Consider the following 26,362-nt stretch of genomic DNA (forward strand, 5'->3'; position numbering starts at 1 on the left):
CAGGCGCCGATGAATCGCAATGAACTACGCAAAGCCGACATCAACCTGATGGTGGTGTTCGAAGCGTTGATGCTGGAGCGCAACGTGACGCGGGTGGCGGAGAAGCTGTTTCTCGGCCAGCCGACCATCAGCTCGGCCCTCAACCGCTTGCGTACCTTGTTCAACGACCCGCTGTTCATCCGCGTCGGCCACCGCATGGAGCCCACCGCGCGGGCCGAGGAGATCATCCAGCACCTGTCGCCGGCCCTGGATTCGTTGTCATCGGCCTTGAGCCTGACCCACGATTTCGACCCGTCGATCAGCACCATGACCTTTCGCATCGGCCTCTCCGATGACGTGGAGTTCGGCCTGTTGCCGCCCTTGCTGCGCGCCTTGCGCCAGGAAGCGCCGCAAGTGGTATTCGTGGTGCAGCATGTGGACTACTGGCGCATTCCCGACCTGCTGGCCTCCGGCGATATCACCGTCGGCATCACCCAGACCCGTGGCCTGCCGGCGAATGCCAAGCGCAAGCTGCTGCGCCATATCCGTCCGCGTATCCTGCGCGCCGATGCGTCTGAAACGCCGCTGACCCTCGATGAATATTGCTCACGGCCCCACGTGCTGGTGTCCCACACCGCCAACGTGTCGGGGTTTGCCGATGAGTGGCTGGCGGAGATCGGCCGCAAACGCCATGTGGTGCTGTCGGTGCCGCAATACAGCGCGCTGCCGGCCTTGCTCGCCGGCACTGACCTGATCGCCAGCCTGCCGGACTACACCGCCGAGGCCATGGCAGTGTCGGGCCACCTGTTCTGTGAGCCGTTCCCGTTCGAAACGCCAACCCTGGATTTGTCGATGGTCTGGCTCAGCCACGTGGACACCGACCCGGCTGAACGCTGGGTACGTTCGCGGCTCGAAGCGTTTATGAGCGACAGAGGGCTGGCCAGCAAAGCCTGATGCTTTTATCCGTGGTATATCTAGGAATCTTCCTACCAAAGACTCGGAGCCATCCATGCCACACCTGCACCTGGAATACACCGCCAACCTGACGGGCCTTGCTGTCGAGAAGACCCTGTTGCGGCTCAACAACGTGCTGATGGCGTCCGGGCAGTTCGGTTCCGAGTTCGACATCAAAAGTCGTGTGGTCAAGGTCGAGACGTTCCAGGTGGGCACCTCCCTCGACGCACGCGGGTTTATCGCGGTGAAGCTGTCGCTGCTCAGCGGGCGCCCACCCCAGGTCAAGAAGCAGCTGTCGGACAGCCTGCTGGCAGCCCTGCAGGACATGGGCGATTGGCCGGAGGGTATCCAGGTTCAACTCAGCGTCCAACTGGTCGACATGGATCGCGACTGTTACAGCAAAGTCGCCATCGGCTGAGGTTTACAACAAACCCTGATCCGCGCACACCTTCACCACCTGCTCACGAAACCAGGTATTGGCGCTGTCCTGTTCGCTGGTTTCGTTCCACTGCATCTCCAGGGTGAATCCCGGCAACCCGTTGGGCACTTCGCAGTGGCCGAACGTCGTGGCGGGGGCCAGCAACTTTTGTACGCGACGCGGCAGGGTGACGATGAAGTCGGTGCCGGTGATCATCTTCAACGCTGCGCTGTAGCTGTTGGCGCGGGCGATCACCTGGCGCTTGTGGGCCTGGCGCGCCAGCCAGCCGTCGATCATGTTGGTGTCGGAGGTCCACGGCGTAGGGAACACGTGGCGCCGTTCGACGAAGGACTGCAGGCTGAACGCCGGTTCCCGTGGCGCCGAGCGCTTATCGAACACGCACACCAGGTCGTCTTCGAGTAGCATCTGGGTACGCAAGTCCTTGTGGGCGCGGTGGAAGTTGGGGCCGAAACAGATCACCAGGTCGAGGCGACCTTCGCGCAGGTCGTCGGCGGGGATGTCGGTTTCCAGCTTTTGCACGTTGACGATCACCGGCAGGTCGGCACGGTCGAAGTGCTTCAACAGGCGTGGCAGGATCAACTGTTCGAAGTATTCAGGCGCGCACACGTTGAAGGTCACGGCCTTCTGGGTCGGGTCGAAGGCCTGGCCACCGGCGTGGCACAGGTTGATGCTTTCGAGGATCTTCTGCACATGCCCGTACATGGTGGTGGCCTTGTACGTTGGGCGCATGCCCGCCCGGGTGTTGATGAACAACTCGTCTTCAAAGCTGGTGCGCAGCTTCTTCAGGCTGTAGCTCACGGTGGACTGGCTGACAAACAGCGTTTCGGACACCTCGGTAACACTGCTCTGGTCGTAGACGGCGATAAACACCATCAAGTCCTGCATATCGAGCTTTCTGAGCAAGTTACTGTTTAGCATCGGTTTCGTCCGTAAACCCTTTGTACCGAACTCAGTACAAGACAGCACAAAAGCTTAACGGAACGAACGTGCCATTAGAAAGCTCTGTAGGGCGTTTCTATGTTTGGCGTGAGACAAATACTGTTTGCAATACGACGTCAGCGGATATGTCGTGCGTAATGCCTGGGGTTGAAGCGCGTGACGATCAGCAGCATCACCCCGATCACCGCTGTCAGCGACCACCAGGCCCATTCGAAGCTGCCCAGTTGATCGCGGATCATCCCGGCGATCAGCGGCGACAGCCCGGCGATCAGGTAGCCGATACCCTGCACAAAGGCGGTGAGACCACCGGCGCGGCGCGGGTTGTCCAAATGGTCGAGGGACAGGATCAGGCTCATCGGGAACAGGCCGCCAATGCCCAGGCCAAGCAGGCACGGCCACAACAGGCTCAGGTGGTGCGGGCTGAGAATCAGGCCGCAGAAACCGAGGATGATCAGCACCAGCAGCACCGCCACCACACCGCGTTTATCCTGGCGGCGGTTAGCGATGGCGGGAGTGACCAGGCCGGACACCACTTCCATGGCCGTCAAGAAGCCCAGCAGCAGGCCGGCATTCTGCTCGCTCCAGCCTTGCTCCACGTAGTACGGCGCGAGCCACGCCAGTACGCAGGTGTAGGACGCGGTACCCAGGCCGAAAAACACCGCCAGCAACCAGGCCCGGCCATTGCCGAAAAACGACGCCTGTTGAGCTGTGCCGGCTTGCGGCAACGGTGGCAGTACCGAGCGTTGCGCGTACCAGAACACCAACGCCAGCACTGCCAACACCGCCCAGATCGCCAGGCCGATGCGCCAACTGCCGGTCTGCACTTGCACGAACGGCGAGAACGACGCCGCCAGTGCTGCGCCGCCCATTATCGCGGTGACGTACACACCCATGAACAGCGCAACATTGTCACTGAACCGCGACTTGATCAGCGCCGGCATCAACGCCTGGATCATCGCGATCCCCACGCCGGCCGCGATGGCGCTGACGATCAACTCCAGCGCCGAATCGAGGAACAACCGCGACAGCGTGGCCACGCCGATCACCAGCAGGGACACCACGATGCTGCGGTGCTCGCCAAAGCGTTTGGCCAGGCCCATGCCGAAGAACATCGCCAAGCCCATGGCCATCACCGGCAACATGGTCAGCAACGCGGCGCTGCTGAAACTCAGCGACACATCGCCGCGAATCGATGACAACAACGGGCCGACCGCCGCCATCGACGGACGCAGGTTGAGGGCGACCAGCACGACGCTGGTCATCAGCCAGAGGGCGGTGGTGGGTTTTGCGTGAACGGTTTCCATGGGAGGCCCTTGAGTGATCAAGGGCGAATCAGGCCATGGGTGGGAGCAGGGGGCAAATGAGAAAGTCGCTAGGTCTATCTAAAAATTGCGCTGGTCAAAATGTGAGAGGTGGCAAGCCCCCTCCCACATTAGATAGACCGGATCACATGCTTGATCTCCTGGAAAGCCGCCAACCCCCACGGTCCCAGCTCGCGGCCGATGCTGCTCTGCTTGTAACCGCCCCACGCGGTCTGCGGGAAGATCACTTGCGGCGCGTTGATCCACACCAGCCCGGCCTGCAAGGCATTCGCCACACGCTCGGCGGTTTCGGCATGGCCACTGACCACACTCGCCACCAGGCCGAAGTCGCTGTCGTTGGCCAGGGCGATGGCTTCTGCCTCAGAGGTAAAACGCCGGACACAGAGCACCGGGCCGAAGATCTCTGCGTTCCACAACGCACTGTCCAGCGGCACGTCGGTGAACACCGTGGGGCGAATGAAAAAGCCCTTGGGCAAGTCCGCCGGGCGTTCACCGCCGCACAGCAAACGGGCGCCGTCCGCGATTGCGCGCTGGATATGCCCCAGCACTCGCTGATACTGGGTACGGTTGATCAGCGCACCCATTTCCACGTCATCGGCAAACGGGTTCGCCACGCGAATCGCTTCGGCCCGCGCCTGCACACGCACCAGGAATTCATCGGCGAGCGTGTCAGCCACCAACACGCGACTGGTGGCTGAACACATCTGCCCGGCGTTGAAAAAACCGCCACCACAGGCCAGTTCCACCGCCAGGTCCAGGTCGGCATCCGCCATTACCAGCAGCGAAGACTTGCCGCCCAGTTCCAGGCTCACGCCCTTGATGGTTTCGGCCGCGCGCTGCATCACCTGCACGCCAACGGCGTTACTGCCGGTAAAGGAAATCTTCGCTACTCGACGGTCCGCCGCCAACGGCGCGCCGACATCCAGGCCTGTGCCGCACACCAGGTTGAACACGCCAGCGGGCAAGCCTGCCTCGGCGATAATCCGCGCCAACTGCAACTCGGCCAACGGCGTGACTTCCGAGGGCTTGAGCACCACGCAGCAACCGGCCGCCAGGGCCGGGGCGAGTTTCCAGGCGGTGGTCACCATCGGGAAATTCCACGGCACGATCAGCCCCACCACGCCGCAGGGCTCACGACGCAGACGTGCGCTGAAGTCATCGCCGGGCAACGCCACCGGCTGATCCTGAGCGGCGTCCATGGCGTCGGCCACGCTGGCGTAGTACTCGAACGTGGCGATCACATCGTCCACATCAATTGCGGCTTCAAACAGTGGCTTGCCGTTGTTGCTCGATTGCAGGTGCATCAGCTGTTCGCGCTGCTCGCTCACGCCCTGGGCGATCTTGCGCAGCAGGGCGGCGCGATCACGGCCGGTGCTGTTCGACCACTCGCTGAAGGCCGCGCTGGCGGCGTCGACCGCCTGGGTCACCGCCGTCGCATCGCCGACGCTGACCCGGGCCAATACCGCCTCGGTGGCCGGGTTGATCACCTCGAGTACGGCTCGGCCGGCTCGCCACGCGCCGCCGATGTAGATCCCGTTCGACACCGCGCTCATATCGCCACCTCTTTCATCCACAGGCCCTGGTGGATTTCGATCAGCGTCGGCCCTTGGCGATCAGCGGCGCTGCGCAGTGCCGTCCGCAGATGCGCGATGCCCTGGATGCTTTCAGCGGCACAGCCCAACGCCTTGGCTACGCCGATAAAGTCCGGCGTATAGATGTCCACACCCACCGGCTCGATGGCGCGGTTGACCATGTATTTCTTGATCTCTTCATAGCCCTGGTTATTCCACAGCAGCACGATGATCGGCGTGCGCGCCTCCACGGCGCTGGCCAGTTCCGGCAGGCTGAATTGCAGGCCGCCGTCACCGATCAGGCACACCACCGGTTGCCCGTCGCCACGCCCCAGCCACGCCCCGATAGCGGCGGGCAGGGCGTAGCCCAGGGTGCCGTAGCCGGTGGACGAGTTGAACCAGCGGCGCGGGTGGTCGAGGTTCAGGGTCAGGTTGCCGCTGTACACCGGTTGGGTCGAGTCGCCCACCAGCACGGCGTTGGGCAACTCCTCCAGGACGGTGTCGAGGAACCGGGTTTGTGCGCGGGTGGCGGCGTCCCAGCCGGGGTTCAGTTCGGCCCACAAGCGTGCAACACGCGCAGCGCCCCACGCGTGATTGCGGGGCGGCAAGGGTTTGCTGTTCAACTCGAGCAGCAGCGCTTCGGCGGCAATTTGTGCATCGGCCACCAAGGCAACCTGCGGCGGATAGTTGCGCACGGTCTGGTCCGGGTCGATGTCGATGCGCAGCAACGCACCGGGAATCCCGAAGCCGCCGGCGAAGGTGACGTCGTAGTCGGTTTCCGCCAGCTCGGTGCCGATGGCCAACACCACGTCCGCTTCGGCGACCAAGGCGCGGGTGGCGACCAGGGTCTGGGTCGAGCCGATCAACAGCGGATGGTTGGCAGGCAGCATGCCCTTGGCATTGATCGTCAGGGCCACCGGCGCGCCGAGAGCCTCGGCCAGTTGCGTGAGTTCTGCGGCTGCATCGATGGCGCCGCCACCGGCCAGGATCAAAGGCTGCCTGGCCGCTGCGAGCAACTGGCTCATCTGCTTGATCGCCGATGGCGCGGCACCGGCGCGCGCCACGCTGACTGGTTGACTGCCCAGCAGTGCGTCGGCGTTTTCTACCAGTACATCCAACGGGATTTCGATATGCACCGGGCGTGGTCGTCCGGCCTGGAACAACGCAAAGGCACGCGCCAACACGCCGGGCAACTCGGCCGCCGACATCAGCGTATGGGAGAATGCCGCCACGCCGGCGATCATCGCGCCCTGGTTCGGCAGCTCATGCAGCTTGCCGCGCCCGCCGCCCAATTGGCTGCGCGACTGTACGCTGGAGATCACCAGCATCGGGATCGAGTCAGCGTAGGCCTGGCCCATGGCGGTGGTGATATTGGTCATGCCGGGGCCGGTGATGATGAAGCACACGCCGGGCTTGCCGCTGGTGCGCGCATAACCGTCGGCCATGAAGCCGGCGCCCTGTTCGTGGCGCGGGGTGACGTGACGGATGCTGGAACGGGCCAGGCCGCGATACAACTCCACGGTATGCACGCCGGGGATGCCAAACACCTGGTCCACGCCATAGCCTTCCAGGAGGTTGACCAATACTTCGCCGCAGGTCGCCATAAACGTCGCTCTTGTTGTTGAGATAAGGCGTTATTGGACCGGCTGGCCGGTAGCGGCAACAATCGATAAAAAGTCATACTAGCCATGTCCTCACGTCATGGCTGCGCCCCGATGAAACGCCTCCCGCCGCTGCCCGCGTTGCACACCTTCTGGATCACGGCCCAATGCTGCAACTTCACCCGCGCCGCCGAGCAACTGCACATCACCCAGGGTGCCGTGAGTCGGCAGGTTGCCGGGCTGGAAAGCCACCTGGGCTACGCGCTGTTCCAACGCCAGGCGCGGGGCTTGAGCCTGACTGAGGAAGGCCGCGAATGGTCGTTGCGCGCGCAGCAGGTGTTTGGTCTGATCGGCGAGGCGGTGGAGCAGATCGGCAGTCGCCGCCAGGTCCTGCAGCTCAAGGCCTCCACCTGTGTGATGCGTTGGCTGTTGCCGCGCTTGATGCAGTGGCAGAAGGAGCGTCCGGATGTGCCGGTAGCGCTCACTACCACCGTGGCCTACACCGTGGACTTTCGCCGCGAGCAATTCGATGCGGCGGTGATCTATGCGCCCATCGCCGAGCAGTCGGCCGAGGCGCGGCATCTGTTCGATGAACAACTCACCCCGGTCTGCACGCCCGCGCTGCTCGGTGTGCTGCACAGCCCGGCAGACTTGCAGCAACAGGTGCTGCTGCACCCCACGCGGGATGAACGGGACTGGGCGTTGTGGCTGAAAGCGGCGAAGACGCGACTGAGTAACCTGAGCCAGGGGCATCATTTTGAGACGCTGGATTTGGCGATGACGGTGGCGTCGCAAGGCTCCGGTGTAGCGATTGGCGACCGCGCGTTGATTGGCGACGATTTGAAGGCCGGGCGGTTGGCGACGCCGTTTGAGCTGCGGGTGCCGACGGGGATGGGCTATTACCTGGTGTATCCACCGGGCAGCGAGCCTTCGGCGGGGCTTGAGGCGTTGATGAACTGGCTGGTCATCAACGCCAGAATCTCCTGACGCTCACATTTCAGTAGCCGACGGTGAAACGCTGACGCGAGTGCTTCGGCGATTCGACTTCGTCGATCAAGGCGATGGCGTAGTCGGCAAAGCTGATCCAGCTGCGACCTTCACTGCTCACCAGCAGATCGTCCTGGCCCACGCGGAATTGACCGGTGCGCTCGGTCTCGACGAACTCCGCCGAAGGCGACAGGAACGTCCAGTCCAGTTCCTTTTCCTGACGCAGCGTGTCGAGAAACGCGGCACCTGCACTGGCTTCGGCTTTGTACTCAGCCGGGAAACCTGCGCTGTCGATCACCCGACCGCCACCCGGCAACAACAGCGAACCGGCACCGCCCACCACCAGCAGGCGTTTCACCCCGGCTTTCTTTACCGGCCCGATCACGGCGCTGGCCGGTAGGGTGGCGAAGTGCGCGGCGCTGATCACCACGTCACTGCCGCTGATGGCCTGTTGCAGGGCCTCTGCGTCCAGGGCATCAACCTGCTTGACGGTGACGCCAGGGCGCGCCGCTAGTGTGTCGGTGTTACGTGCAATGGCCACAACGCTATGCCCGCGACGCAGGGCTTCTTCCAGCAGTTGGCTACCGGCACGGCCGGTGGCCCCAATGATTGCGATCTTGCTCATGACGTTCTCCAGTACGGTTAAGGTTTGAAACGGTTCACCACTTCATTTCGCCCTTGGCGACTTTGGCGCTGAGTTCCAGCGAGCTTTCGTCGGCGAGGGTCGGGTAACGCTGTTTCATGGCCGCGATCAGGGCCGCGGAATCCTTGGCCTTGGCGGTTTCGGCGTCGAAGGCCTTGATGTAGTCGGCGGTAAATTTCACGGATTGAACAGACGGCGTACCCAGGTAATGGCCCGGGATCACGGTGCGCGGTTGCAGGTCTTCAATGCGTTGCAGGGTGGCCAGCCAGTCTTTGTGGGACTGCGCGCTCTGGGTGTCGGCCATCCACACATGAATGTTTTCGGCGACGACCACGCCACCGACCACGGCCTTGATCGAAGGGATCCACACAAAACTGCGATCCGGCTGTGGGCCGTCCAGGCCGATTACCTCCAGTTGCTGGCCTTCCAGGCTCAAGCTGTGGCCTTCGAGGACCTGCGGCACGATAGTTTTGGCTGGCTTGTCCGCAGCCATTTTCGGGCCCCAGAACTCAAGCTTGCCGGCGACGGTGGCCTTGATGTGATCGACCACCGGTTGCGGCGCCAGCACCTTGGCGTCGGGGAAGGCGGTGGTGAGGGTGTCGAGGCCGAAGTAGTAGTCCGGGTCGCCGTGGCTGATGTAGATGGTGGTCAGGTGTTTGCCGCTGGCGCGGATCTTCTGCACCAGTTGTTCGGCCTGGCCTTTGCCGAACTGGGCGTCGACCAGGATCGCATCCCTGGCGCCGCTGACCAGCACCGAGGTGACCGGGAAGATCGCGGCGTCGCCAGGGTTGTACACGTCCAGCTTCAGCTCGGCGGCGGCCGCGTGGGCGGCGAAGGCCAGGGCGGCGGTGGCCAGGGTCAGGCGCTTGAGGGTTGGGAACATCGGGCAGCTCCAGCATCGGTAAAGGATGCACAGAGCTTAGTTGCACAAAACCAGACTAAAAATGCGATGCTGGGACATAGTTTGTTTCTGAAATCGGGCAAATCATGGACCGTCTCCAAGCAATGCGCGTGTTTGTCACCGTGGTGGACCTGGGCAGTCAGTCCGCCGCCGCCGATCATCTGGACCTGTCGCGCCCGGTGGTGTCGCGCTACCTGGCCGAGCTGGAAGACTGGGTCGGCGCACGCCTGCTGCACCGCACCACGCGCAAGCTCAGCCTTACGGCGGCCGGCGGCGAAACCCTGCCGCGCTGCCGACAATTGCTGGACCTGTGCTGCGATATGCAAGCCGCCGTCAGCGAGCCGGATGACGCGCCCCGTGGCCTGCTGCGCCTGAGCGTCAGCACCTCGTTCGGCCAGGCGCAATTGGCCGCAGCCATCGCCGAGTACGTCAAGCGTTACCCGTTGGTAACCGTCGATCTGCAAATGCTCGACCGCACGGTGAACCTGGTGGATGAGCGCATCGACCTGGCCATCCGCACCAGTAACGACCTGGACCCCAATCTCATTGCGCGCCGCCTGACCCTGTGTCGCTCGGTGGTGTGCGCCTCGCCGGCGTACCTGCTGGAGCATCCAGCCCCGCAGAAAGTCGAAGACCTGGCCGGGCACAACTGCCTCACCCATTCCTATTTCGGCAAGAGCCTGTGGCATTTCGAAGAGCGGGGCGAGCACGTCTCGGTGCCCATCACCGGCAACATCACGTCCAACGAGGCCAGCACCTTGTTGCGCGTGACGCTGGCCGGGGCCGGCGTGTCGATGCTGCCTACTTACCAGGCCGGCGATTACATCCGCCGTGGCGAACTGGTGCGCCTGCTGCCCGACGCCGAGCCCCGGCAGATGAACATCTACGCGGTGTACGCCTCGCGCAAGCACATGCCATCGGCGCTGCGCAGCCTGTTGGATTTTCTGGTGCTGAGGTTCCCGGAGGAGCCTGCGTGGGACGTCGGTCTGTAGGGCGACATAAACCTGTTGAATGTCGCCCGATAATGGCAACTCGCCCTGGTTGACCTATGCTTTAAACAGCACCGTTTAGATCCGCAGAGGTCTGTGCCATGAGCATCAAAACCAGAAAGTACCTGACGATTATCACCCTGTGCGCCATCGCCAGCGCGCTTTACGGGACCGCTGCCTACCGTGTTGAACTGACCCGCATGCAGCCGACTTTTGCGATCAGCTGCCATCAGGACCAATGCGTGCCGCATACCGGCAGTTTCAGTGCGCTCAGGTAATCGGCTGTTGAGCCTTGAGTTGCTCGCGAAACGCCTTGGGTGAGAACCCGACCCGTCGGCGGAACAGCCGCGAGAAGTTGGTCGGGTCGGAAAAACCCAGCACTTCCGACATTTCATTGATGGTCATGCTGGTGTAGGTCAGCAGGCGCTTGGCCTCCAGCAATTGGCGGTCGTGCATGATCTGCAGCGCAGGCTGACCCCCCAGTTCCCGGCATGTGCCGTTGAGGTGTGACACCGAGATGCCAAGCTTGTGGGCCAGATCCTCGATCTTCGGGTGTTCGCGGTAATGCTGCTCGACCAGTTGGGTGAAGCGGCGGAAGTATTCACGCCCCCTCGGCGCCCGTGGGTGGCGCTTCTGGATGGCCTGGCGGCTGATCCACACCAGCAGCACGCTGACCAGCGCGTGCATCATCATGTCCCTGGCCGGTTGTGCGTCGGCGTATTCATCCTGCAAGCGGGCGAACTGGCTGTTCAGGTAATCACTGTCCTTGCCCGCCGGGTAACTGCCCAGGGACTGCAGACCGTCCACCGTCGCCCCCAGTTGTGTCTGCAGGTGGCTGACCAGCGGCGCCGCGAGGGTTACCACGTAGCCTTCGACATCCTCGGGAAACCGAAAACCGTGCACGCACAGCGGCGGCAGGACTTGCAGCGTCGCTTCGTTCAGCGTGGTGCGCTGCCCTTCGATTTCCAATTGTGCCTGACCTTTGTGCACATACAGCAACTGGCACAGATCCGCGTGCCGGTGGGGCTGGATTTCCCACTGGTATTCCCGACTGCGCCGGGAAATGGTTTCGCAGTGCAACAAATCGGGCGTCGGCCATTGCTGGTGTTCCCCGTAAAGCTTGAAGACCGGAATCGCGGTTTTGGTCATGGTTTCAATCCGATACTCAGGAGAGTGGTGCGGTAATCGCCCCGATTGGCAAAAAGCGCAGGCTTTGGCTCAGTTTTCACCTTCTTATGCCGGCCACTCAAGTGAAAAATGTCAGCAACAAGACCAATGACAACTCTTTCACTCAATCCGTTCGAGTGGAACTTGCGGGCCATAAAAATAATGAAAACGCTGAAAACCCAAGTCGCCATTATTGGCGCCGGTCCCTCCGGACTGTTGCTCGGCCAACTGCTGCACAACGCCGGTATCCAGACTCTGATCCTGGAGCGCCAGAGCGCCGATTACGTACAAGGCCGCATCCGTGCCGGGGTGCTGGAACAAGGCATGGTCGACCTGCTGCGGCAGGCGGGCGTCAGCCAGCGCATGGACAACGAAGGCCTGGTGCATGAGGGCTTCGAGCTGGCGCTCAATGGCCAGCTGACCCACATCGACCTCAAGGCGCTGACCGGCGGCCAGACGGTCATGATCTACGGCCAGACCGAAGTCACCCGCGACCTGATGGCCGCCCGTGCTGCCGCGGGCGCCATCACCCTGTATGAAGCCCATGACGTGCAACCGCACGACCTCAAAAGTGATCGACCCTGGCTGACTTTCGAACATCAGGGCGAAGCCTTTCGCCTGGAGTGCGACTATATCGCCGGTTGCGATGGTTACCACGGTGTTGCGCGCCAATCGATCCCGGCTGAATCACTGAACGTCTTCGAACGGGTCTACCCTTTCGGCTGGCTCGGTATCCTCGCCGATACGCCGCCGGTTCACCCTGAACTGGTGTACGCCAAACATCCGCGTGGCTTCGCCTTGTGCAGCATGCGATCGCCGACGCGCAGCCGTTATTACCTGCAAGTGCCGGTGGAAGAGCCGCTTGATGAATGGTCCGATGCGCGCTTCTGGGACGAACTGAAAACCCGTCTGCCCAGCCACCTCGCAGCCGACCTGGTGAGCGGTCCGTCGATCGAGAAGAGCATCGCGCCGCTGCGCAGCTTTGTGGTGGAGCCGATGCAGTACGGGCGTCTGTTCCTGCTCGGCGATGCCGCGCATATCGTGCCGCCCACCGGGGCCAAGGGCTTGAACCTGGCGGCCAGTGACGTGAGCACCCTCTATCGGATTCTGCTCAAGGTCTACGGTGAAGGACGGGTGGATTTGCTGGAGCGCTATTCGGCCATCTGCCTGCGGCGGGTGTGGAAGGCCGAGCGGTTTTCCTGGTGGATGACCTCGATGCTGCATCAGTTTCCCGAGGCGGATGGCTTCAGCCAGCGCATCGCCGAGAGTGAACTCGATTACTTCATCCACTCCGAGGCCGGGCGCAAGACCATCGCCGAAAATTACGTCGGGCTTCCTTACGAAGCTATCGAATAGCCTGCTATCGTATCGAGCATTCCCGCGGGCCGCCTTTCCCCGCGGGCCCTGCTCGAAGGTCTTGCCGTGACGCACCTCAATCAGCCCGTTCCGCCGCTGCCCGCCGTGCGCAGCATCCTCGCCTCACTGATGATGGCGATCTTCCTGGGGGCCTTGGACCAGACGATTGTCGCCGTCTCCATGCCCGCGATCTCCGCTCGATTCCATGACGTCAACCTGCTGGCCTGGGTCATCTCCGGCTACATGGTGGCGATGACCGTGGCGGTGCCGATCTACGGCAAGCTGGGCGACCTGTACGGGCGGCGGCCAATGATGCTGATCGGCATGGGCCTGTTTACCCTGGCCTCGCTGTTCTGCGGCATGGCGCAAAGCATGGAGCAACTGGTGCTGGCGCGGATCCTCCAGGGCATCGGCGCGGGCGGCATGATCTCGGTGAGCCAGGCGATCATCGGTGACATCATCCCGCCCCGCGAACGCGGGCGCTACCAGGGCTATTTCAGCAGCATGTACGCGGTGGCCAGCGTCGCCGGGCCGGTGCTCGGCGGCTACATGACCGAGTACCTGTCGTGGCGCTGGGTATTCCTGATCAACCTGCCATTGGGCGCCGGCGCCTGGTACGTGGCCCATCGCACGCTGGTGGGGCTGCCGGTGCCGCAGCGCAAGCCGATCATCGATTACCTCGGCACGTTGCTGATGATCATCGGCCTGACCGCGTTGTTGCTGGGCATTACCGAAATCGGCCAGGGCCATCATTGGCGCGACGATCAGGTGCTCGGCTTGCTGGCGTGTGCGCTAGTGGCGTTAACCGTGTTTGTCTGGCATGAACGGCGCGCCCGTGAGCCGTTGTTGCCGATGCATCTGTTCGCCAACCGCAGCGCGGTGTTGTGCTGGTGCACGATTTTCTTCACCAGCTTCCAGGCGATTTCCCTGACGGTGCTGATGCCGCTGCGCTATCAGACGGTGACCGGCTCAGGCGCTGACAGCGCGGCCCTGCACCTGCTGCCCCTGGCGATGGGCTTGCCGATGGGCGCCTATTTTGCCGGGCGCATGACCTCGGTGACCGGTCGTTATAAACCGATGATCCTCAGTGGCGCCTTGCTGAGCCCCTTTGCGATTCTTGGCATGGCCTTGAGCGCGCCCCAGGCGGTGGGGCTGACGGCGATGTTCATGTTGCTGTGCGGGATCGCGGCCGGCATGCAATTCCCCACTTCGTTGGTGGGCACGCAGAACTCGGTGGAACAACGCGACATCGGCGTCGCCACCAGCACCACCAACCTGTTCCGTTCCCTGGGCGGGGCGGTAGGGGTGGCGTGCATGTCGGCGCTGTTGCTGGCGCTGTTGCAGGACTCCAGCTTCGCCCACCTGGCCAGCGGTGCGCTGGTGGCCGAGGGCAGTTCCGGCAACGTGCTGCTCGACGGCCTCAACGCCGCCCCCGGCCCGGCGCAGGACGCCCTGCGCGGGGAACTGGCGGTGACCTTCCGGCATTTGTTGATGGTGAGCGCAGCGGTGTCGCTGCTGGGGCTCGCGGCCGCAATCGCAATGCCCAACCGGGTACTGCGCGGCCGTGAAGACAACGCTAAATAACCGGCAGGACACCATTCACGGGCTGTAGTAACCCACCGCCACCATGAAATGCCCGGCCTTGCGCACATACGCATGCTTGTTCTCGACCTTGTCGGTCACCGGGTTTTTCCAGCGGTACTTGTATTCGCCCTGGTCCTGCTCGGTCATCAGCTTCAGGATCGGCTCGCCCACCGGCTTGCCGTCGGGGTCCTTGATCTTGCTGAAGTCGGTGTTGATCAGGCGCAGGTTGGTGCCATGGGCCACATAGCGCTGGGTATCGAGGTCGACCACGAACACGTAGAGGTCATCCTGCAGGAAACCGCCCTGCAAGGAATTGATGGCCTTGAGCGTGCCGGCTTCATCCTTGAGCAGTGCGTTCACCGCCTTGTTGCGCAGGGCCCGGGCCTGTTCCGGAGTGGCCCGGGGCAGGTAGTAACCCACCGCCAGGATGCGTTCGCCCACGCGTTGATAAAACACGTGCTTGTGCTCGACCTTGCCGTCGTTCCAGTTCTGCCAGCGGTAATCGGCCTGTTGGATGCCCTGGCCTTCCGGCACCTTGAGCGCGTCCTTGAATGACTGGCGCAACTCCGGCCCGAGCACCTCGGACACGTCGCGGCCGATCAAGGCGGAAGAGGGCCCGCCACTGGCCAGCAGCACGCCCCGGGTGTCGACCACGAACACATAGCGGTCATGGTCGACAAACTCGCCCTGGCGACTGAAGGCGGCAAACGCCTTGTCGCCATTGCCCTGGTAGTAAGCCAAGGCTTTTTCCAGCAGCGCCTTGGCGGCCTGGGCGTCCTCATCCTGAGCCGTTGCGGCGTGCACCTGGCTGAAACACAACAGCAGCAGCCAGGTGGTTCGAAGCAGTGCCTTCATTACCCGTCCCTCGATCTTGTTGGTGTGACAAGAGCGTAGACGGTCGCGGGCCACTCAGAAGGGTTTGGTCGGCAGGTACTTGCCATCCAGGGTGATCACAGCGCGCGAGCCGCCGTCCGGGTCCTCGACCTTCTTGATGTCCAGCTTGAAATTGATCGCACTGATGATGCCGTCACCGAATTGCTCGTGGACCAGCGCCTTGAGGGTCGAGCCGTAGACCTGGAGCATTTCGTAGAAGCGATACATTGTCGGGTCCGTCGGCACACCGCCGGGGAAGCTGCCGCGCAGGGGCACGCTTTGCAGCAGGCGGCTGGCGTCCTGGTCCAGGCCGAGTTTGTCGCACACTACATCAGCGGCCTCCTTGGGCAACGGGTGCTGGCCGAGCAGGGCGGCGGTGACAAATGCCAGGCTCAGCCCGGTGCCGTCGGTGAGGTCCTGCCAGGACAGGTTCTTGCGCGCCTTGAGCTCGATCACGGTATCGGCCAGGGCCAGGCGTGGGGTTTGGGCGAAGTGGGATTGCAACATGGTGGTGTCCTCTTTGGTTGGAATAGGTCAGGCAGCGTGAATCTGATCCAGCAGCGACACAAAGCCACCGCTGCGTTCGTCCAGGGCGTCGATGGCACCGGTCTCGATGTCGTACACCCAGCCATGCAGGTTCAGCCGGCCTTGCCCGAGCGCCAGGGCGACCGAAGGGTGGGTCTTGAGGTTGGCCAGTTGCGCGATCACGTTTTCGCGCACCAATGAACTCAGGCGGGCGGCGTCCGAGGCATGCTCGCGGGCGGCGTTGATCAGCCTGGCCGACTCGGCGTGGCGCAGCCAGTTGGCCACGGCCGGCAGGTGGTCCAGGCATTTGCAGGTGGAGATCGCGGTCATGGCGCCGCAGTCGGAATGGCCGCAGATCACGATGTCGCGCACCCCCAGCACCGCCACTGCGTATTCGACCGTGGCCGACACACCGCCCGGCTCCGGGCCGTAGGACGGCACGATGTTGCCGGCGTTGCGGATCACGAACAGATCGCCGGGTTCCTGCTGGGTCAGCAGTTCCGGGACCACCCGGCTGTCGGAACAGGACACGAACAACGTGCCGGGGTTCTGGGTGGTGGCCAGGTGTTTGAACAGGTCGCTGCGTTGGCCAAAGGCTTCTGACTGGAACTTGCGAAAGCCGTTGATGAGGTCTTGCATGGGGTTCTCCTTGCGTCGCTGATGGGGCAAGGATGGAAGTTTTCAGCTATAGCGTCCAAGACCGGCTTATTATGGTTTCTATAAGTCATGCCTATAGCTGGAGGGCCGCCGATGCTGTTGCGCCATATCCGTTACCTGCTGGCCGTTGCCGAGCACCGTAATTTCACCCGCGCTGCCGAGGCGCTGCACGTGTCGCAGCCGACCTTGTCGCAACAGATCAAACAGCTGGAAGACACCCTCGGCGCGCCGTTGCTGGACCGCTCCGGGCGCAGTGTCAGCCTCACCGATGCCGGCGCCGCCTATGTGCGCTTTGCGCGCCTGGCCTTGCAGGACCTGCAGGCTGGCACGCGGGCCATGCATGACGTGCAGGACTTGAGCCGGGGCAGCCTGCGCCTGGCGATGACGCCTACCTTCACCGCGTACCTGATCGGCCCTTTGTTGACGCGGTTCAACGCCCTGTATCCGGGAATCACCCTGAGCATCGAAGAATTGACCCAGGATCGCATGGAAACCGCGCTCACCGAGGACCTGCTGGATATCGGCATCGGTTTTACCGGCGAGCATCTGCCGGACATCGAGTGCGAAGGGCTGTTTGCCGAAGCGTTGAGCGTGGTGGTGGGGGCCGGCCATCCAGGGGGGGAAGACCGGCAGTGGCTGGAGCAGCCGATGGTATTGCTCAACTCAGGCTTTGCGACGCGGCGCTACATCGATGGCTATTGCCGCGAGCAAGGGGTAAAGCCGTTGATTGCGATGGAGGCCAACTCCATCAGTGCGATCATCGAAATCGTGCGCAACACCCACCTGGCAACCATCCTGCCCAGCGCGATTGCCCAGGCCCAGCCGGAGTTGCGCGCGGTCGCCGTTGAACCTGCGTTACCGCAACGCAATGTGGCACTGCTCAGTCGCCGGGGCGCCTATCGCAGCGCCGCGTGCCGGGCCTTTGTCGCGTTGATCAAGGCGCCGCCAGCCACTGGTTGACGATGCCGTCGTACACGCCGGTGGCGACGCTCAGGTGCAGCCACTGGTCGACGTAGCTCTTCCACGCCACGTCATCGCGGGGCAGCAGGAAGGCTTTCTCGCTGTATTGCATCTGCCGTTCCGGGTTGACCGCGCACAGCCCGGGCTTGAGCTTTTGCTGGTAGCGCGCTTCGCTGGCGTCGGTGATCATCACGTCGGCCTTGCCGGCCAGCAGTTCGTCAAAGATGGTCACGTTGTCGTGCAAACGGATTTGCGCCTGGCCCAGATGGGCACGGGCAAACACTTCGTTGGTGCCGCCCGCCGGTTCGATCACGCGCACATTCGGCTGGTTGATCTGCTCGACACTCTGGTAACGCTGCACGTCGGCACAGCGCACCAGGGGGATCTTGCCGTCGACGCCGAGGGCCTGGCTGAAGAAGGCTTTTTTCTGGCGCTCCAGGGACACCGAAATGCCGCCCACGGCGATGTCGCAGCGCTGGGCGAGGAAGTCCGGCATCAGGCTTTTCCAGGTGGTGGGCACCCAGTGGATCTTGGCGTTGAGGCTCTTGGCCAGGGATTCGGCCATGGCAATGTCGATGCCTTCATAGGTGCCGTCGGCGCGCAGCGAGGTGTAGGGCTTGTAGTCACCGGTGGTGCAGACGGTGAGTGTGCCGCGCTCGAGCACCTGGTCAAGGCGCGAGGGCGCGGTGTCGGCCACGGCGCTGGTGGCCAGGCCGAGTACACACAGGGCGAAAAGAGCTTTCATGCGGTCGAGTCCTTGGGGCATGGTCGGGGCGGCCATTATTTCCAGCGTGGGGCAGGGTGGCAAGGCACGCTGAATGTTTAGCCAAGTTGCAACCAAACTCCGTCAACCCTGAATTTAATTGCCCTGTGCCGGCGTGTGACGCTGGTAGTTATCTCTTGCACTGTGATCCCCGCATGGACGGCTCCTCCGACACTCACTCCGCGAAACTGCCGTCCGCCCTCGCGTTCTGGGCCCTGTTCCACTGCCGGCACGCCCGCCCACCAGATACCGCATTCCTACGTTGATCCATCCCGTTCGATGGCGTGCACCTGCGCGCCTGCCCGACCCCTACGTATGAGAATGCCCATGAGTGTTTTTGCCTGCCTGCAGGAAGCCCAGTCTTTCCTTGAACAACACCCGGACATCGAGATGTTCGAGCTGTTTATCCTCGACAATAATGGCGTGCCACGCGGCAAGTGGCTGCACCGCGACGAACTGCTGGCGGTGTACGAGAGCGGGCGGCCTTTGCCCAGCACCATCCTCGGCCTGACCATCAACGGCGACGACGTGGAAAACTCCGGGCTGGTCTGGGAGGTGGGCGATATCGACTGCCGCGCCTACCCGATCAGCGGCAGTCTGCAGCGCATGCCGTGGCGGCTGATCCCCACTGCGGCGGTGCAAGTCAGCATGCACCCCACCGAAGGCCTGCCTGCCACCGTGGCCGACCCACGGCACCTGCTGGCCAAGGTGATCGACGGGCTCAAGGCCGACGGTTACTACCCGGTGATGGCGGCCGAGTTGGAGTTCTACCTGCTTGACCAGAAGCCTGACGCCAATGGCCATCCGCAACCGGCACGCGATGTGGACGGCGGGCGACCGCGCTCGACCCAGGTCTATGGCCTGCGCGAACTGGAGCAGATCGAGCCATTCCTGGCCGACCTCTACAGCGCCTGCAAGCTGCAAGGTATTCCGGCGCGCACCGCCATTTCCGAATACGCGCCGGGCCAGGTGGAGATCACCCTGGAACATCGCACCGATGCCCTGCAAGCCATGGACGAAGCGGTGCGCTACAAACGCCTGGTCAAGGGCGTGGCGCATAGACACGGGATGACCGCGTGCTTCATGGCCAAGCCGTTCGACGACCTGGCTGGCACCGGTATGCACATGCACGTGAGCCTGGCGGACGCCGAGGGCCATAACCTGTTCGCCAGCGAGGCCGCTGATGGCACACCGCTGTTGCGCCAGGCAGTGGGCGGCATGCTCAGTACCTTGCTCGACTCATTGCTGATGTTCTGTCCCAACGCCAACTCCTACCGGCGTTTCCAGACCAACAGCTACGCGCCGCTGGCCGCCACCTGGGGGGTGGACAACCGCACCGTCAGCCTGCGGGTGCCGGGCGGGCCGGCCAATTCGCGGCATATCGAACACCGTATCTGCGGTGCCGACGCCAATCCCTACCTGGCTGCCGCCGCGATCCTGGCCGGGATCCATCGCGGCATCCGTGAGCAACGTGACCCCGGCGCCCCGGTGGAAGGCAACGGCTATGCCCAGGCCAAGGCGCTGCTGCCCACCGACTGGCTCACCACCCTGCGCGCACTGGAGGCTTCCAGTTGGGCACGGGAAGCGTTTGGCAGTGAGTTCCTTGGCGTGTACCTGGCGGTAAAACGCGCCGAATACCGCCAGTTCATGGGCGAGGTCGGGGAGCAAGACTGGCGGTGGTATTTGCATCAGGCATGATCGATTGGGTGGCAATCACGGTTTCGACCTTTTTTTCACGTTGCGCTGGTTAAGCTGCGAATCAAGGTCGTTCACAGCCGTTTCACCCATATGAGCCCGCGATGTCGCCACACACGCCTTCCTCCATCGAGATTGAATACGCCGAGCGCTGCGGCCGTGAGCACGCCAGGGTCTGCGGCGACACGCGCCCGCCCGGGCTGACGCAGCGCCTGGCGGCCTGGCGCAGTGAGTGGTTGGTGCGTCAGGCCTTGAAAGTTGCGGGTGAGCCGGGCCTGATCCTCGACCTGGCCTGCGGGTCGGGGCGCTTCTGGCCGGTGCTGGCCGAACACGTCAACCGGGTTATCCTGGCGTCGGACAACTCCCAGGACATGCTCGACCACGCGCTTACCCACCATCCGGCGGCATTGCTCAAGCGGGTCAAGACATTCCAGGGGTCGGCGTTTTCCATCGGTTTGTCGGCGAATGCGGTGGACTGCATTTTCTGCCTGGAATTGTTTCGCCATGTGCCCGGCAGTGAAGGGCGCCAGGCGTTGCTGCGCGAGTTTCATCGGGTCAGCCGCGACTCGGTGATTGTCTCTGTGCCTTCTCGTACCAGCGTTGAGGACGAGTTCCGCCAGGCCGGTTTCAAGGTCCTGAGCCATCACGAGTTCATGCCGGGCTCCAACCTGTGGCGGGTCTACGTTCTTCGTAAGAGAGGATAACTCCCGCATGTAGGACTATTCTTCATCTCCTGTCTGAGTTTTCATGGTCGGCTGTGCACTGCGGATGCTCGCTAGCCCCTTTCGCGATATATACTGCGCGCCATTCTTCAAGGGAGAGCCGTGTGGCCATCGATATTCACTGGATCTGCGACAACGATAGCCTCGGCCAGCATTGCGCCGAATGGCAGCAGTTGCCATTCGTCGCCCTCGACACCGAATTCATGCGGGTCGACACCTTTTACCCCATTGCCGGGCTGATCCAGATCGGTGATGGCGTGCGCGCTTACCTGATCGATCCCCTGACCATCGACAACTGGCAACCCCTGGCTGCGCTGCTGGAGAACCCGGCGGTGATCAAGGTGCTGCATGCCTGCAGCGAAGACCTCGAAGTGTTGCTGCGCCTGACCGGCAGCCTGCCCGCGCCGTTGTTCGACACCCAATTGGCGGCGGCTTACCTGAACCTCGGTTTCTCCATGGGCTACTCGCGCCTGGTGCAAGCCGTGCTGGACATCGAGCTGCCCAAGGGCGAGACCCGTTCGGACTGGCTGCAGCGGCCATTGTCCGAGACCCAGATCAGCTACGCCGCCGAAGACGCGGTGCACTTGGCCGAGGTCTATACGCGGCTGCGTCCGCAACTGTCCGACGACAAGTACGCCTGGGTCCTGGAAGACGGTGCCGAGCTGGTCGCCAACCTGCGCCGCGAAGTCGACCCGTACGAGGTGTACCGCGACGCCAAGCTGGCGTGGAAACTGTCCCGCGCCCAGCTCGCCGTGCTGCGTGAACTGTGCGCCTGGCGCGAGCAGCAAGCCCGCGCGCGTGACTTGCCGCGCAACCGCATCATTCGCGAACACTCGCTGTGGCCCCTGGCCAAATCCCAGCCGGATAACCTCGCCGCCCTGGGCAAGATCGAAGACATGCACCCGCGTACCGTGCGTCAGGACGGCCAGTTCCTGCTGGACCTGATCAAGCGTGCCGGCAGCGTGCCCATGGACCAATGGCCGCCCGCCGTTGCCGAGCCTTTGCCGGTGGATGCCGCCGCACTGATCAAGCAACTGCGCGCCCTTGGCCAGGCTGAGGCCGAACGCCTGGACATGGCGCCGGAACTGATGCTGCGCAAGAAAACCCTCGAAGCCCTGGTCAAGAGTGGCTACCCCGATGGGCCTTACCAATTGCCAGACTCGCTGCGTGGCTGGCGCCGCGAGTTGATGGGCCAGGCGCTGCTCGACAGCCTGGCCACCGCCGGAGAACAGCCTTGAAACGTATTTGCTCCATCTACCGCAGCTCCAAACGCACCGGTATGTACCTCTATGTGCTCAAGAGCGATGCCCTTGAACGTGTGCCTGAAGCGCTGATCACGATTTTCGGCAAGCCGGCCCACGCGTTTGACCTGGTGCTGACGCCCGAGCGCAAGCTGCAACAGGAAGACATCGTGCAAGTCCTGGAAAACCTCGACAAACAGGGCTACCACCTGCAAATGCCACCGGCCGAGGACGAGTACATCGAACACTTGCCCGAAGAGCTGCTGCGCCGCAACGACCCGATGTGATCGACCGGTGCCCCCATCCGGGACACTCGCTTCAATGGAATCGTATAAGTGGGCGGTGGCCGTAAGGATGCGGGCGGCCGTCCGTACTGTTTTTGAAAGGTTTTATGCATGCGTGTTCTGATTGCTGAACAGGATCACCCGCTCTACGCCCAATTGCTCGGCGAAGCGGCACCGGAGCTTGAAGTGCTGACCAGCGGCGACTCGGCCGAGTTGTCGCGCCTGGCCGCCGATTGCCCGGTATGGCTGGGCCAGCCGGACCTGCTGGCGACGCTGCTGCGCCAGGGCCATCACCCGCAATGGCTGCAATCGACCTGGGCCGGTATCACCCCGCTGCTGGCCGAGGGCCTGCCGCGGGATTATCGACTGACCCGTGCCGTGGGTATCTTTGGCCAGGTCATGGCTGAATTCGTGCTCACCTACATGCTCGGCCACGAGCGCGAAGTACTGGCGCGCCTGGTGAGCCAGGTCGAGCGCAAATGGGACAACCGCATGGGCCAGAGTCTGGCCGGGCGCAAGGCGTTGATTGTCGGCACCGGCGATATCGGCCAGAGTGTTGCCGAGTTTCTCGTGCCGTTTGGCGTGAAACTGTACGGTATCGCCAGTACTGCACGTGAGCAGGCGCCGTTTATCGAGGTGGCCGGGCTCGACCAGTTGGGTCGTCTGGTGGGCGAGGTGGACTACGTGATCAACCTGCTGCCCAACACGCCGAGCACCCACGACCTGTACGACGCGTCGCTGTTCAAGCAATTCAAGCCGACCGGGCTGTTTATCAACGTCGGACGCGGGGTGGCGGTGGTGGATGCCGACCTGGTCGAAGCCTTGAAGGAAGGGCACCTGGCCGGTGCGGTGATCGATGTGTGCCGCCAGGAGCCGTTGCCGCAGCGTCATCCGTTCTGGACCGCCTGGGGGCTGTTGCTGACCGGGCACAGTTCCGCGCCGACCTCGCCGGAATTGATGGTGGAACTGTTTGTGCAAAACCTGCGGGCGTACCAGGCCAAGAACGCATTGCGTGGGGAAGTGGATTTCGACCGCGGTTACTGATCACGCTTCACCGTCCCGCTGGAACCGTTTTGCCAGGTTCCAGCACCAAGAGTGACTTCTTGGCCACGGACAGCTGAACATCATGACCGCTATCGACGCTGCTCACCGCGTTTCTGCCCCGCTTGTTCAAGCGGGCAATGTGAATACTCCCCTCCCGGCCGTCACCGGTCCAAGTGAAACAGCTGCGGCCGCACCGGCACCTGCTCCCGTACTGGGTAATTTCGGCGGAGCGCTCTCCTGGCCGGTTCCGCTGACTGAATCGCAGCGGCAAGCCATCCTCGACCTGATGCCGGACAGTCGCATAGGCGTGCTGGGGGATTTGCTCAGCGGTAGCGCGGTGACCAACACCGACTTGAAAACCCTGGCACTTGCCCTGCAAAAACTGCTGGCTTCGCCCAAAGCTCAGGCACTGAAGCAGGTCATCCAGAGTGAACTCGGCGGTTTGCCGACAGACGCGAGCAACCAGGATTACGTGATCGCCGCTCTCCAGCTAGGGCTGGATCCGCTGAACTCGATCCACGGATTTATCCAGGGGCAAAGCGGCTACCGGGGGCAGCCAGCTTCAGTGGTGATCGAAGGCGTGGGTGCCCATCTGGTCGAACAAGGACGGGCAACGCCTCAAACCGCGACATTTGCGGCGCGCTTGCTCCTTGCCTTGAGGGCTCCCGAGTTTCTGGTCAAGGGCATCCCCGCCAATGTGACTTACGGCAGCCTCATCTGGGTGCAACTGGCGATGGCGGTCGCCAGGGTCGAAGCCGATTCGCCTGGGGCCACGCCCACTATGAGTTATACCGAAGTCCTGGCGAAGGCCGGACAGACCGGTTCTGACCGTTTGGATAGCCAGCATGTGCAGCGTAAGGCGTTGACCGACTGGGCAGTGGCCAGTGGCGTGCTCGATGGCTCATCGACGTTGACCGACAGTGACCTGGAACGCGCGCGCATCGCCTACAACAGCCAATTGAGCACGCTGATGAAAGCCAGCGCCGCCGTGCAGACCGAGATTCCCAGTCGCCGGGCGATGGCCCTGGCCCGACTCCAGGAATGCTTCCCCGGTGTGGACCCGAGTGTGTTCGAGATCCGTGATATCCAGAAAGCCTGGCTGAGGCCGGGACGTCCTGGGCTCTTTCCGGGCATGCATTCCATGCTCGATATCGTGATGGAGGGTGCGCCGCTGGGCCACGAAGAGCATTGGATCTCCAAGAATCCCCGCATCCCGGTCAAACGGTTCTGCCACCTGTATGAAGGCGGTACCTTCAAGGTGGCCGAGGATTTCAAGCGCCAGTATGACCTGGCTATCCAAGCCCATGAAGACGGGCACAAGGGCCTGGCCAGTTACCTCGTTTCCACCTTGCCGCAGGAAGACAGGAACAACTTCAAGCACGGCAAGCTCGAGTTCTTCCATACCAACGAATACACCATGGCCATGGATTTCCTTACCCCGCTGGCCCTCAAGACGCGCGGGCATACCCTGCATGTCAAGACAACGCGGGGTGGGGAGGTCAACGTCTATGAGATTGATACGCGCAGCGGCACGATACAAAAACAGAATTACTTGAGGGGGCGCTATACGGAGCCTTACACCGCCAGGAACATGGAGTCCAGGACCGCGAACGTCGTCAGTAAAACCGTGCTCTTTGACACCTTGAGTCCGGCACAAGGGACCAGTGGCAGCCGATTCGATGCCATCGGCGAAGTGTTCGCCAGGTCCCTGGACTTGAAAAACGAAGACGTGTTGGCGTATGCCAGAGGTGTCACCTCCTACGATGAAAACCGCGCCACCAACCAGGCTGTCGGGGAGTTCTTCTTGAACCTGATCCCGTTCAGGTCGGCCATCGTCAACTTCATCAAGGGTAACTATGGTGAGGGAGCCTTTGATCTGGCGCTGGATGTGGTCGGTCTGTTGACCTTGGGGGCCGGCAAGGCCGCGCAGGCCGGCAAAGCCTTTTCCAAGGGGGTGACCAGCATTCGCGGACTGTCGAAAGCGCTGCGTTTTGTTGGCCTGACAGCCATTGAAACCTTTAACCCGGCGGCGGGGCTTGGGGATCTGGTGGTGGGAAGCGGCTGGCTGTTGTACAAGGGCGGCCGCCTGGGATTACGGGGCCTCAATAAGCTTACGGGGCGCAGCGCAAGCTATGACGTGCTGAAGGCCGCGAGCCAACAGCATGGCGTGGCCGCCACCGGGACATTCAAGGTGGCCGGCCAGACAGTGGAAGGCGGCGCGGTGCTCAAGGACGGCAAGTGGTATAGCTTTGATGCGGACCGGATGCAGGCCTATGGCAGCCCGCTGGAAGACTTCGCCGCCAAAGCGCGCGCTGTGGACGGTGCTATTGCCACCGTTGAAGTTGCGCCTGGCCGTGAGCTGAGCAACACGCTGTTTCGCGAGTACAGGGTGTCTGAATCCAACCTTGCCGGGCGCACGCGCAACAGCCAGGGCGTGTATAGGGCGGCGGATGGGCACACCGCGCATATCCGGCATATCGACAGCAGTGGCCAGGCGGCGGTCTATGAAGTGCGTGAAGTCACCCGCACGCCTGAAGGCGTGGTCCAGGCGCGCATCTACAGTGCCAATCGGCAGACCCCGCTGCTGGTGCAGCATGTGCAGGGCGACCAGTGGATGCGCTTGGGGGCAAGGGGTGGGAACCCGCCCAGCGTTGCATCAGACCTGGGGCGGATGATGGGCGGGGGCTCCGAGAGCCGTCTTTATGAAAGTCTCGACGGCATTCATGTCTATAAGGAAACCCGGAAGCCGGGTCATGTAAAAGTGCCTGATTACTTCGAGCGGCAAGCGGCTTGCCTGAATGAGTATCACGGCGAAGGGTTTGCCATGACGCTGTTCGAAAACGGCCGCGGCTATATAAAAATGAAAAAGATCGACGGAGTCGCGCTGGATGCCATTGCGCCGCGCAGTTTGCCGAAAAAAGCACAGCAGGCACTCGATCAGATGTTGGCGGACCTGCAGAAGAAAGAGATGTTTCCCAACGATGTGCAGTTGTCCAACTTCATGTATTCGGCGAAGGAAAACAAAGTCTACCCGGTGGATTTCGACTTTCCGCCCAAGGATGTCCTGCACTTTGATGAGTCGACGTTTGCGATACACCGGGATGACTTCCTGCGTGACGCCGACAAGCTCAGGGCGCAGTTCCGTCAGCTGATCGCGTAGATCGCA

General features: G+C 62.7%; 25 protein-coding genes. 14 read left to right on the top strand and 11 right to left on the bottom strand.

All coding sequences use genetic code 11. From position 1 onward, the window contains the following. The first annotated feature begins 9 nt into the window (after positions 1-9). Both K5K89_RS08370 and K5K89_RS08375 read left to right on the top strand, forming a co-directional pair. Positions 10-933, top strand: a complete 924-nt coding sequence (locus K5K89_RS08370; protein ID WP_071488956.1) for a LysR substrate-binding domain-containing protein — start codon at positions 10-12, stop codon at positions 931-933. Between the two features lie 55 nt (positions 934-988). Beyond that, complete coding sequence (locus K5K89_RS08375; protein ID WP_222541193.1) at positions 989-1,351, top strand: 5-carboxymethyl-2-hydroxymuconate Delta-isomerase; 363 nt, start codon at positions 989-991, stop codon at positions 1,349-1,351. A gap of 3 nt (positions 1,352-1,354) precedes the next feature. On the opposite strand, the gene K5K89_RS08380 is transcribed toward K5K89_RS08375, so the two are convergent. The 4 genes from K5K89_RS08380 to K5K89_RS08395 form a co-directional block, all read right to left on the bottom strand. Beyond that, positions 1,355-2,290: a LysR family transcriptional regulator gene (locus K5K89_RS08380; RefSeq protein ID WP_071488958.1), complete on the bottom strand. Its 936-nt coding sequence runs from the start codon at positions 2,288-2,290 to the stop codon at positions 1,355-1,357. Between the two features lie 137 nt (positions 2,291-2,427). Next, a complete protein-coding gene (locus tag K5K89_RS08385; protein ID WP_222541194.1) occupies positions 2,428-3,615 on the bottom strand; it encodes a cyanate transporter in 1,188 nt (395 codons plus the stop codon). Between the two features lie 128 nt (positions 3,616-3,743). Beyond that, positions 3,744-5,186: an aldehyde dehydrogenase family protein gene (locus K5K89_RS08390; protein ID WP_222541195.1), complete on the bottom strand. Its 1,443-nt coding sequence runs from the start codon at positions 5,184-5,186 to the stop codon at positions 3,744-3,746. Beyond that, positions 5,183-6,808 carry a 5-guanidino-2-oxopentanoate decarboxylase gene (locus tag K5K89_RS08395; RefSeq protein WP_222541196.1) on the bottom strand — a complete coding sequence of 542 codons (1,626 nt, stop codon included), beginning with the start codon at positions 6,806-6,808 and terminating at the stop codon, positions 5,183-5,185. Before K5K89_RS08395 ends, K5K89_RS08390 begins: the two co-directional genes overlap by 4 nt. Before the next feature lie 111 nt (positions 6,809-6,919). On the opposite strand from K5K89_RS08395, the gene K5K89_RS08400 reads away from it, so the two are divergent. Beyond that, complete coding sequence (locus K5K89_RS08400; RefSeq protein WP_222541197.1) at positions 6,920-7,792, top strand: LysR substrate-binding domain-containing protein; 873 nt, start codon at positions 6,920-6,922, stop codon at positions 7,790-7,792. 10 nt (positions 7,793-7,802) lie between these two features. Here the strand turns inward: K5K89_RS08400 and K5K89_RS08405 are convergent, their stop codons facing one another. Together K5K89_RS08405 and K5K89_RS08410 are read right to left on the bottom strand one after the other, a co-directional pair. Continuing rightward, a complete protein-coding gene (locus tag K5K89_RS08405; RefSeq protein WP_071488963.1) occupies positions 7,803-8,417 on the bottom strand; it encodes an NAD(P)-dependent oxidoreductase in 615 nt (204 codons plus the stop codon). A gap of 34 nt (positions 8,418-8,451) precedes the next feature. After that, the gene (locus K5K89_RS08410; RefSeq protein WP_071488964.1) at positions 8,452-9,318 is read right to left on the bottom strand and encodes an MBL fold metallo-hydrolase; all 867 of its coding nucleotides are present in this window, start codon (positions 9,316-9,318) and stop codon (positions 8,452-8,454) included. Between the two features lie 104 nt (positions 9,319-9,422). Between K5K89_RS08410 and K5K89_RS08415 the strand changes: the two genes are divergently transcribed. Further along, the gene (locus K5K89_RS08415; protein WP_093126098.1) at positions 9,423-10,328 is read left to right on the top strand and encodes a LysR family transcriptional regulator; all 906 of its coding nucleotides are present in this window, start codon (positions 9,423-9,425) and stop codon (positions 10,326-10,328) included. Positions 10,329-10,426: 98 nt separating this feature from the next. Then, on the top strand, positions 10,427-10,603 hold the full coding sequence (locus K5K89_RS08420) for a hypothetical protein (protein WP_222541198.1): 177 nt from the start codon (positions 10,427-10,429) through the stop codon (positions 10,601-10,603). Here K5K89_RS08420 and K5K89_RS08425 read toward each other — a convergent pair. Next, complete coding sequence (locus tag K5K89_RS08425) at positions 10,596-11,474, bottom strand: helix-turn-helix domain-containing protein (RefSeq protein ID WP_071488966.1); 879 nt, start codon at positions 11,472-11,474, stop codon at positions 10,596-10,598. The genes K5K89_RS08420 and K5K89_RS08425 overlap by 8 nt on opposite strands. Positions 11,475-11,663: 189 nt before the next feature. Between K5K89_RS08425 and pobA the strand changes: the two genes are divergently transcribed. Beyond that, the gene (gene pobA / locus K5K89_RS08430; RefSeq protein ID WP_222541686.1) at positions 11,664-12,848 is read left to right on the top strand and encodes a 4-hydroxybenzoate 3-monooxygenase; all 1,185 of its coding nucleotides are present in this window, start codon (positions 11,664-11,666) and stop codon (positions 12,846-12,848) included. A gap of 66 nt (positions 12,849-12,914) precedes the next feature. Continuing rightward, the gene (locus K5K89_RS08435; protein ID WP_222541199.1) at positions 12,915-14,432 is read left to right on the top strand and encodes an MDR family MFS transporter; all 1,518 of its coding nucleotides are present in this window, start codon (positions 12,915-12,917) and stop codon (positions 14,430-14,432) included. A gap of 15 nt (positions 14,433-14,447) precedes the next feature. Here K5K89_RS08435 and K5K89_RS08440 read toward each other — a convergent pair whose 3' ends face one another. From K5K89_RS08440 to K5K89_RS08450, 3 genes are read right to left on the bottom strand one after another with little or no spacing between them, the layout of a single operon-like run. Continuing rightward, positions 14,448-15,287, bottom strand: coding sequence for a cache domain-containing protein (locus K5K89_RS08440; RefSeq protein ID WP_071488969.1), 840 nt, complete (start codon positions 15,285-15,287; stop codon positions 14,448-14,450). A gap of 54 nt (positions 15,288-15,341) precedes the next feature. Further along, positions 15,342-15,812, bottom strand: coding sequence for a cyanase (gene cynS, locus K5K89_RS08445; protein ID WP_071488970.1), 471 nt, complete (start codon positions 15,810-15,812; stop codon positions 15,342-15,344). Between the two features lie 27 nt (positions 15,813-15,839). Next, on the bottom strand, positions 15,840-16,469 hold the full coding sequence (locus tag K5K89_RS08450) for a carbonic anhydrase (RefSeq protein WP_071488971.1): 630 nt from the start codon (positions 16,467-16,469) through the stop codon (positions 15,840-15,842). Between the two features lie 111 nt (positions 16,470-16,580). On the opposite strand from K5K89_RS08450, the gene cynR reads away from it, so the two are divergent. Next, positions 16,581-17,447, top strand: a complete 867-nt coding sequence (gene cynR, locus K5K89_RS08455) for a transcriptional regulator CynR (protein WP_222541200.1) — start codon at positions 16,581-16,583, stop codon at positions 17,445-17,447. Here the strand turns inward: cynR and K5K89_RS08460 are convergent. Next, positions 17,422-18,192, bottom strand: a complete 771-nt coding sequence (locus tag K5K89_RS08460; protein WP_071488973.1) for a transporter substrate-binding domain-containing protein — start codon at positions 18,190-18,192, stop codon at positions 17,422-17,424. The genes cynR and K5K89_RS08460 overlap by 26 nt on opposite strands. Positions 18,193-18,537: 345 nt before the next feature. Between K5K89_RS08460 and K5K89_RS08465 the strand changes: the two genes are divergently transcribed. From K5K89_RS08465 to K5K89_RS08490, 6 genes are all read left to right on the top strand, one after another. Then, positions 18,538-19,908 (top strand): glutamine synthetase family protein, encoded by a 1,371-nt coding sequence (locus K5K89_RS08465; RefSeq protein WP_071488974.1) that lies wholly within the window; start codon positions 18,538-18,540, stop codon positions 19,906-19,908. Between the two features lie 101 nt (positions 19,909-20,009). Continuing rightward, entirely contained in the window at positions 20,010-20,609 is a 600-nt protein-coding gene (locus K5K89_RS08470) for a class I SAM-dependent methyltransferase (protein WP_071488975.1), read from the top strand. A 122-nt stretch (positions 20,610-20,731) separates the two neighbouring features. Next, positions 20,732-21,865, top strand: coding sequence for a ribonuclease D (gene rnd / locus K5K89_RS08475; RefSeq protein ID WP_071488976.1), 1,134 nt, complete (start codon positions 20,732-20,734; stop codon positions 21,863-21,865). Next, the gene (locus tag K5K89_RS08480) at positions 21,862-22,155 is read left to right on the top strand and encodes a YcgL domain-containing protein (protein WP_071488977.1); all 294 of its coding nucleotides are present in this window, start codon (positions 21,862-21,864) and stop codon (positions 22,153-22,155) included. Before rnd ends, K5K89_RS08480 begins: the two co-directional genes overlap by 4 nt. 108 nt (positions 22,156-22,263) lie before the next feature. Beyond that, positions 22,264-23,196 carry a D-2-hydroxyacid dehydrogenase gene (locus tag K5K89_RS08485; RefSeq protein WP_222541201.1) on the top strand — a complete coding sequence of 311 codons (933 nt, stop codon included), beginning with the start codon at positions 22,264-22,266 and terminating at the stop codon, positions 23,194-23,196. Positions 23,197-23,278: 82 nt separating this feature from the next. Then, positions 23,279-26,356, top strand: coding sequence for a hypothetical protein (locus K5K89_RS08490; RefSeq protein ID WP_222541202.1), 3,078 nt, complete (start codon positions 23,279-23,281; stop codon positions 26,354-26,356). Positions 26,357-26,362 lie beyond the last annotated feature (6 nt).

Source organism: Pseudomonas sp. DR208, assembly GCF_019823005.1.
GTDB lineage: Bacteria > Pseudomonadota > Gammaproteobacteria > Pseudomonadales > Pseudomonadaceae > Aquipseudomonas > Aquipseudomonas extremorientalis.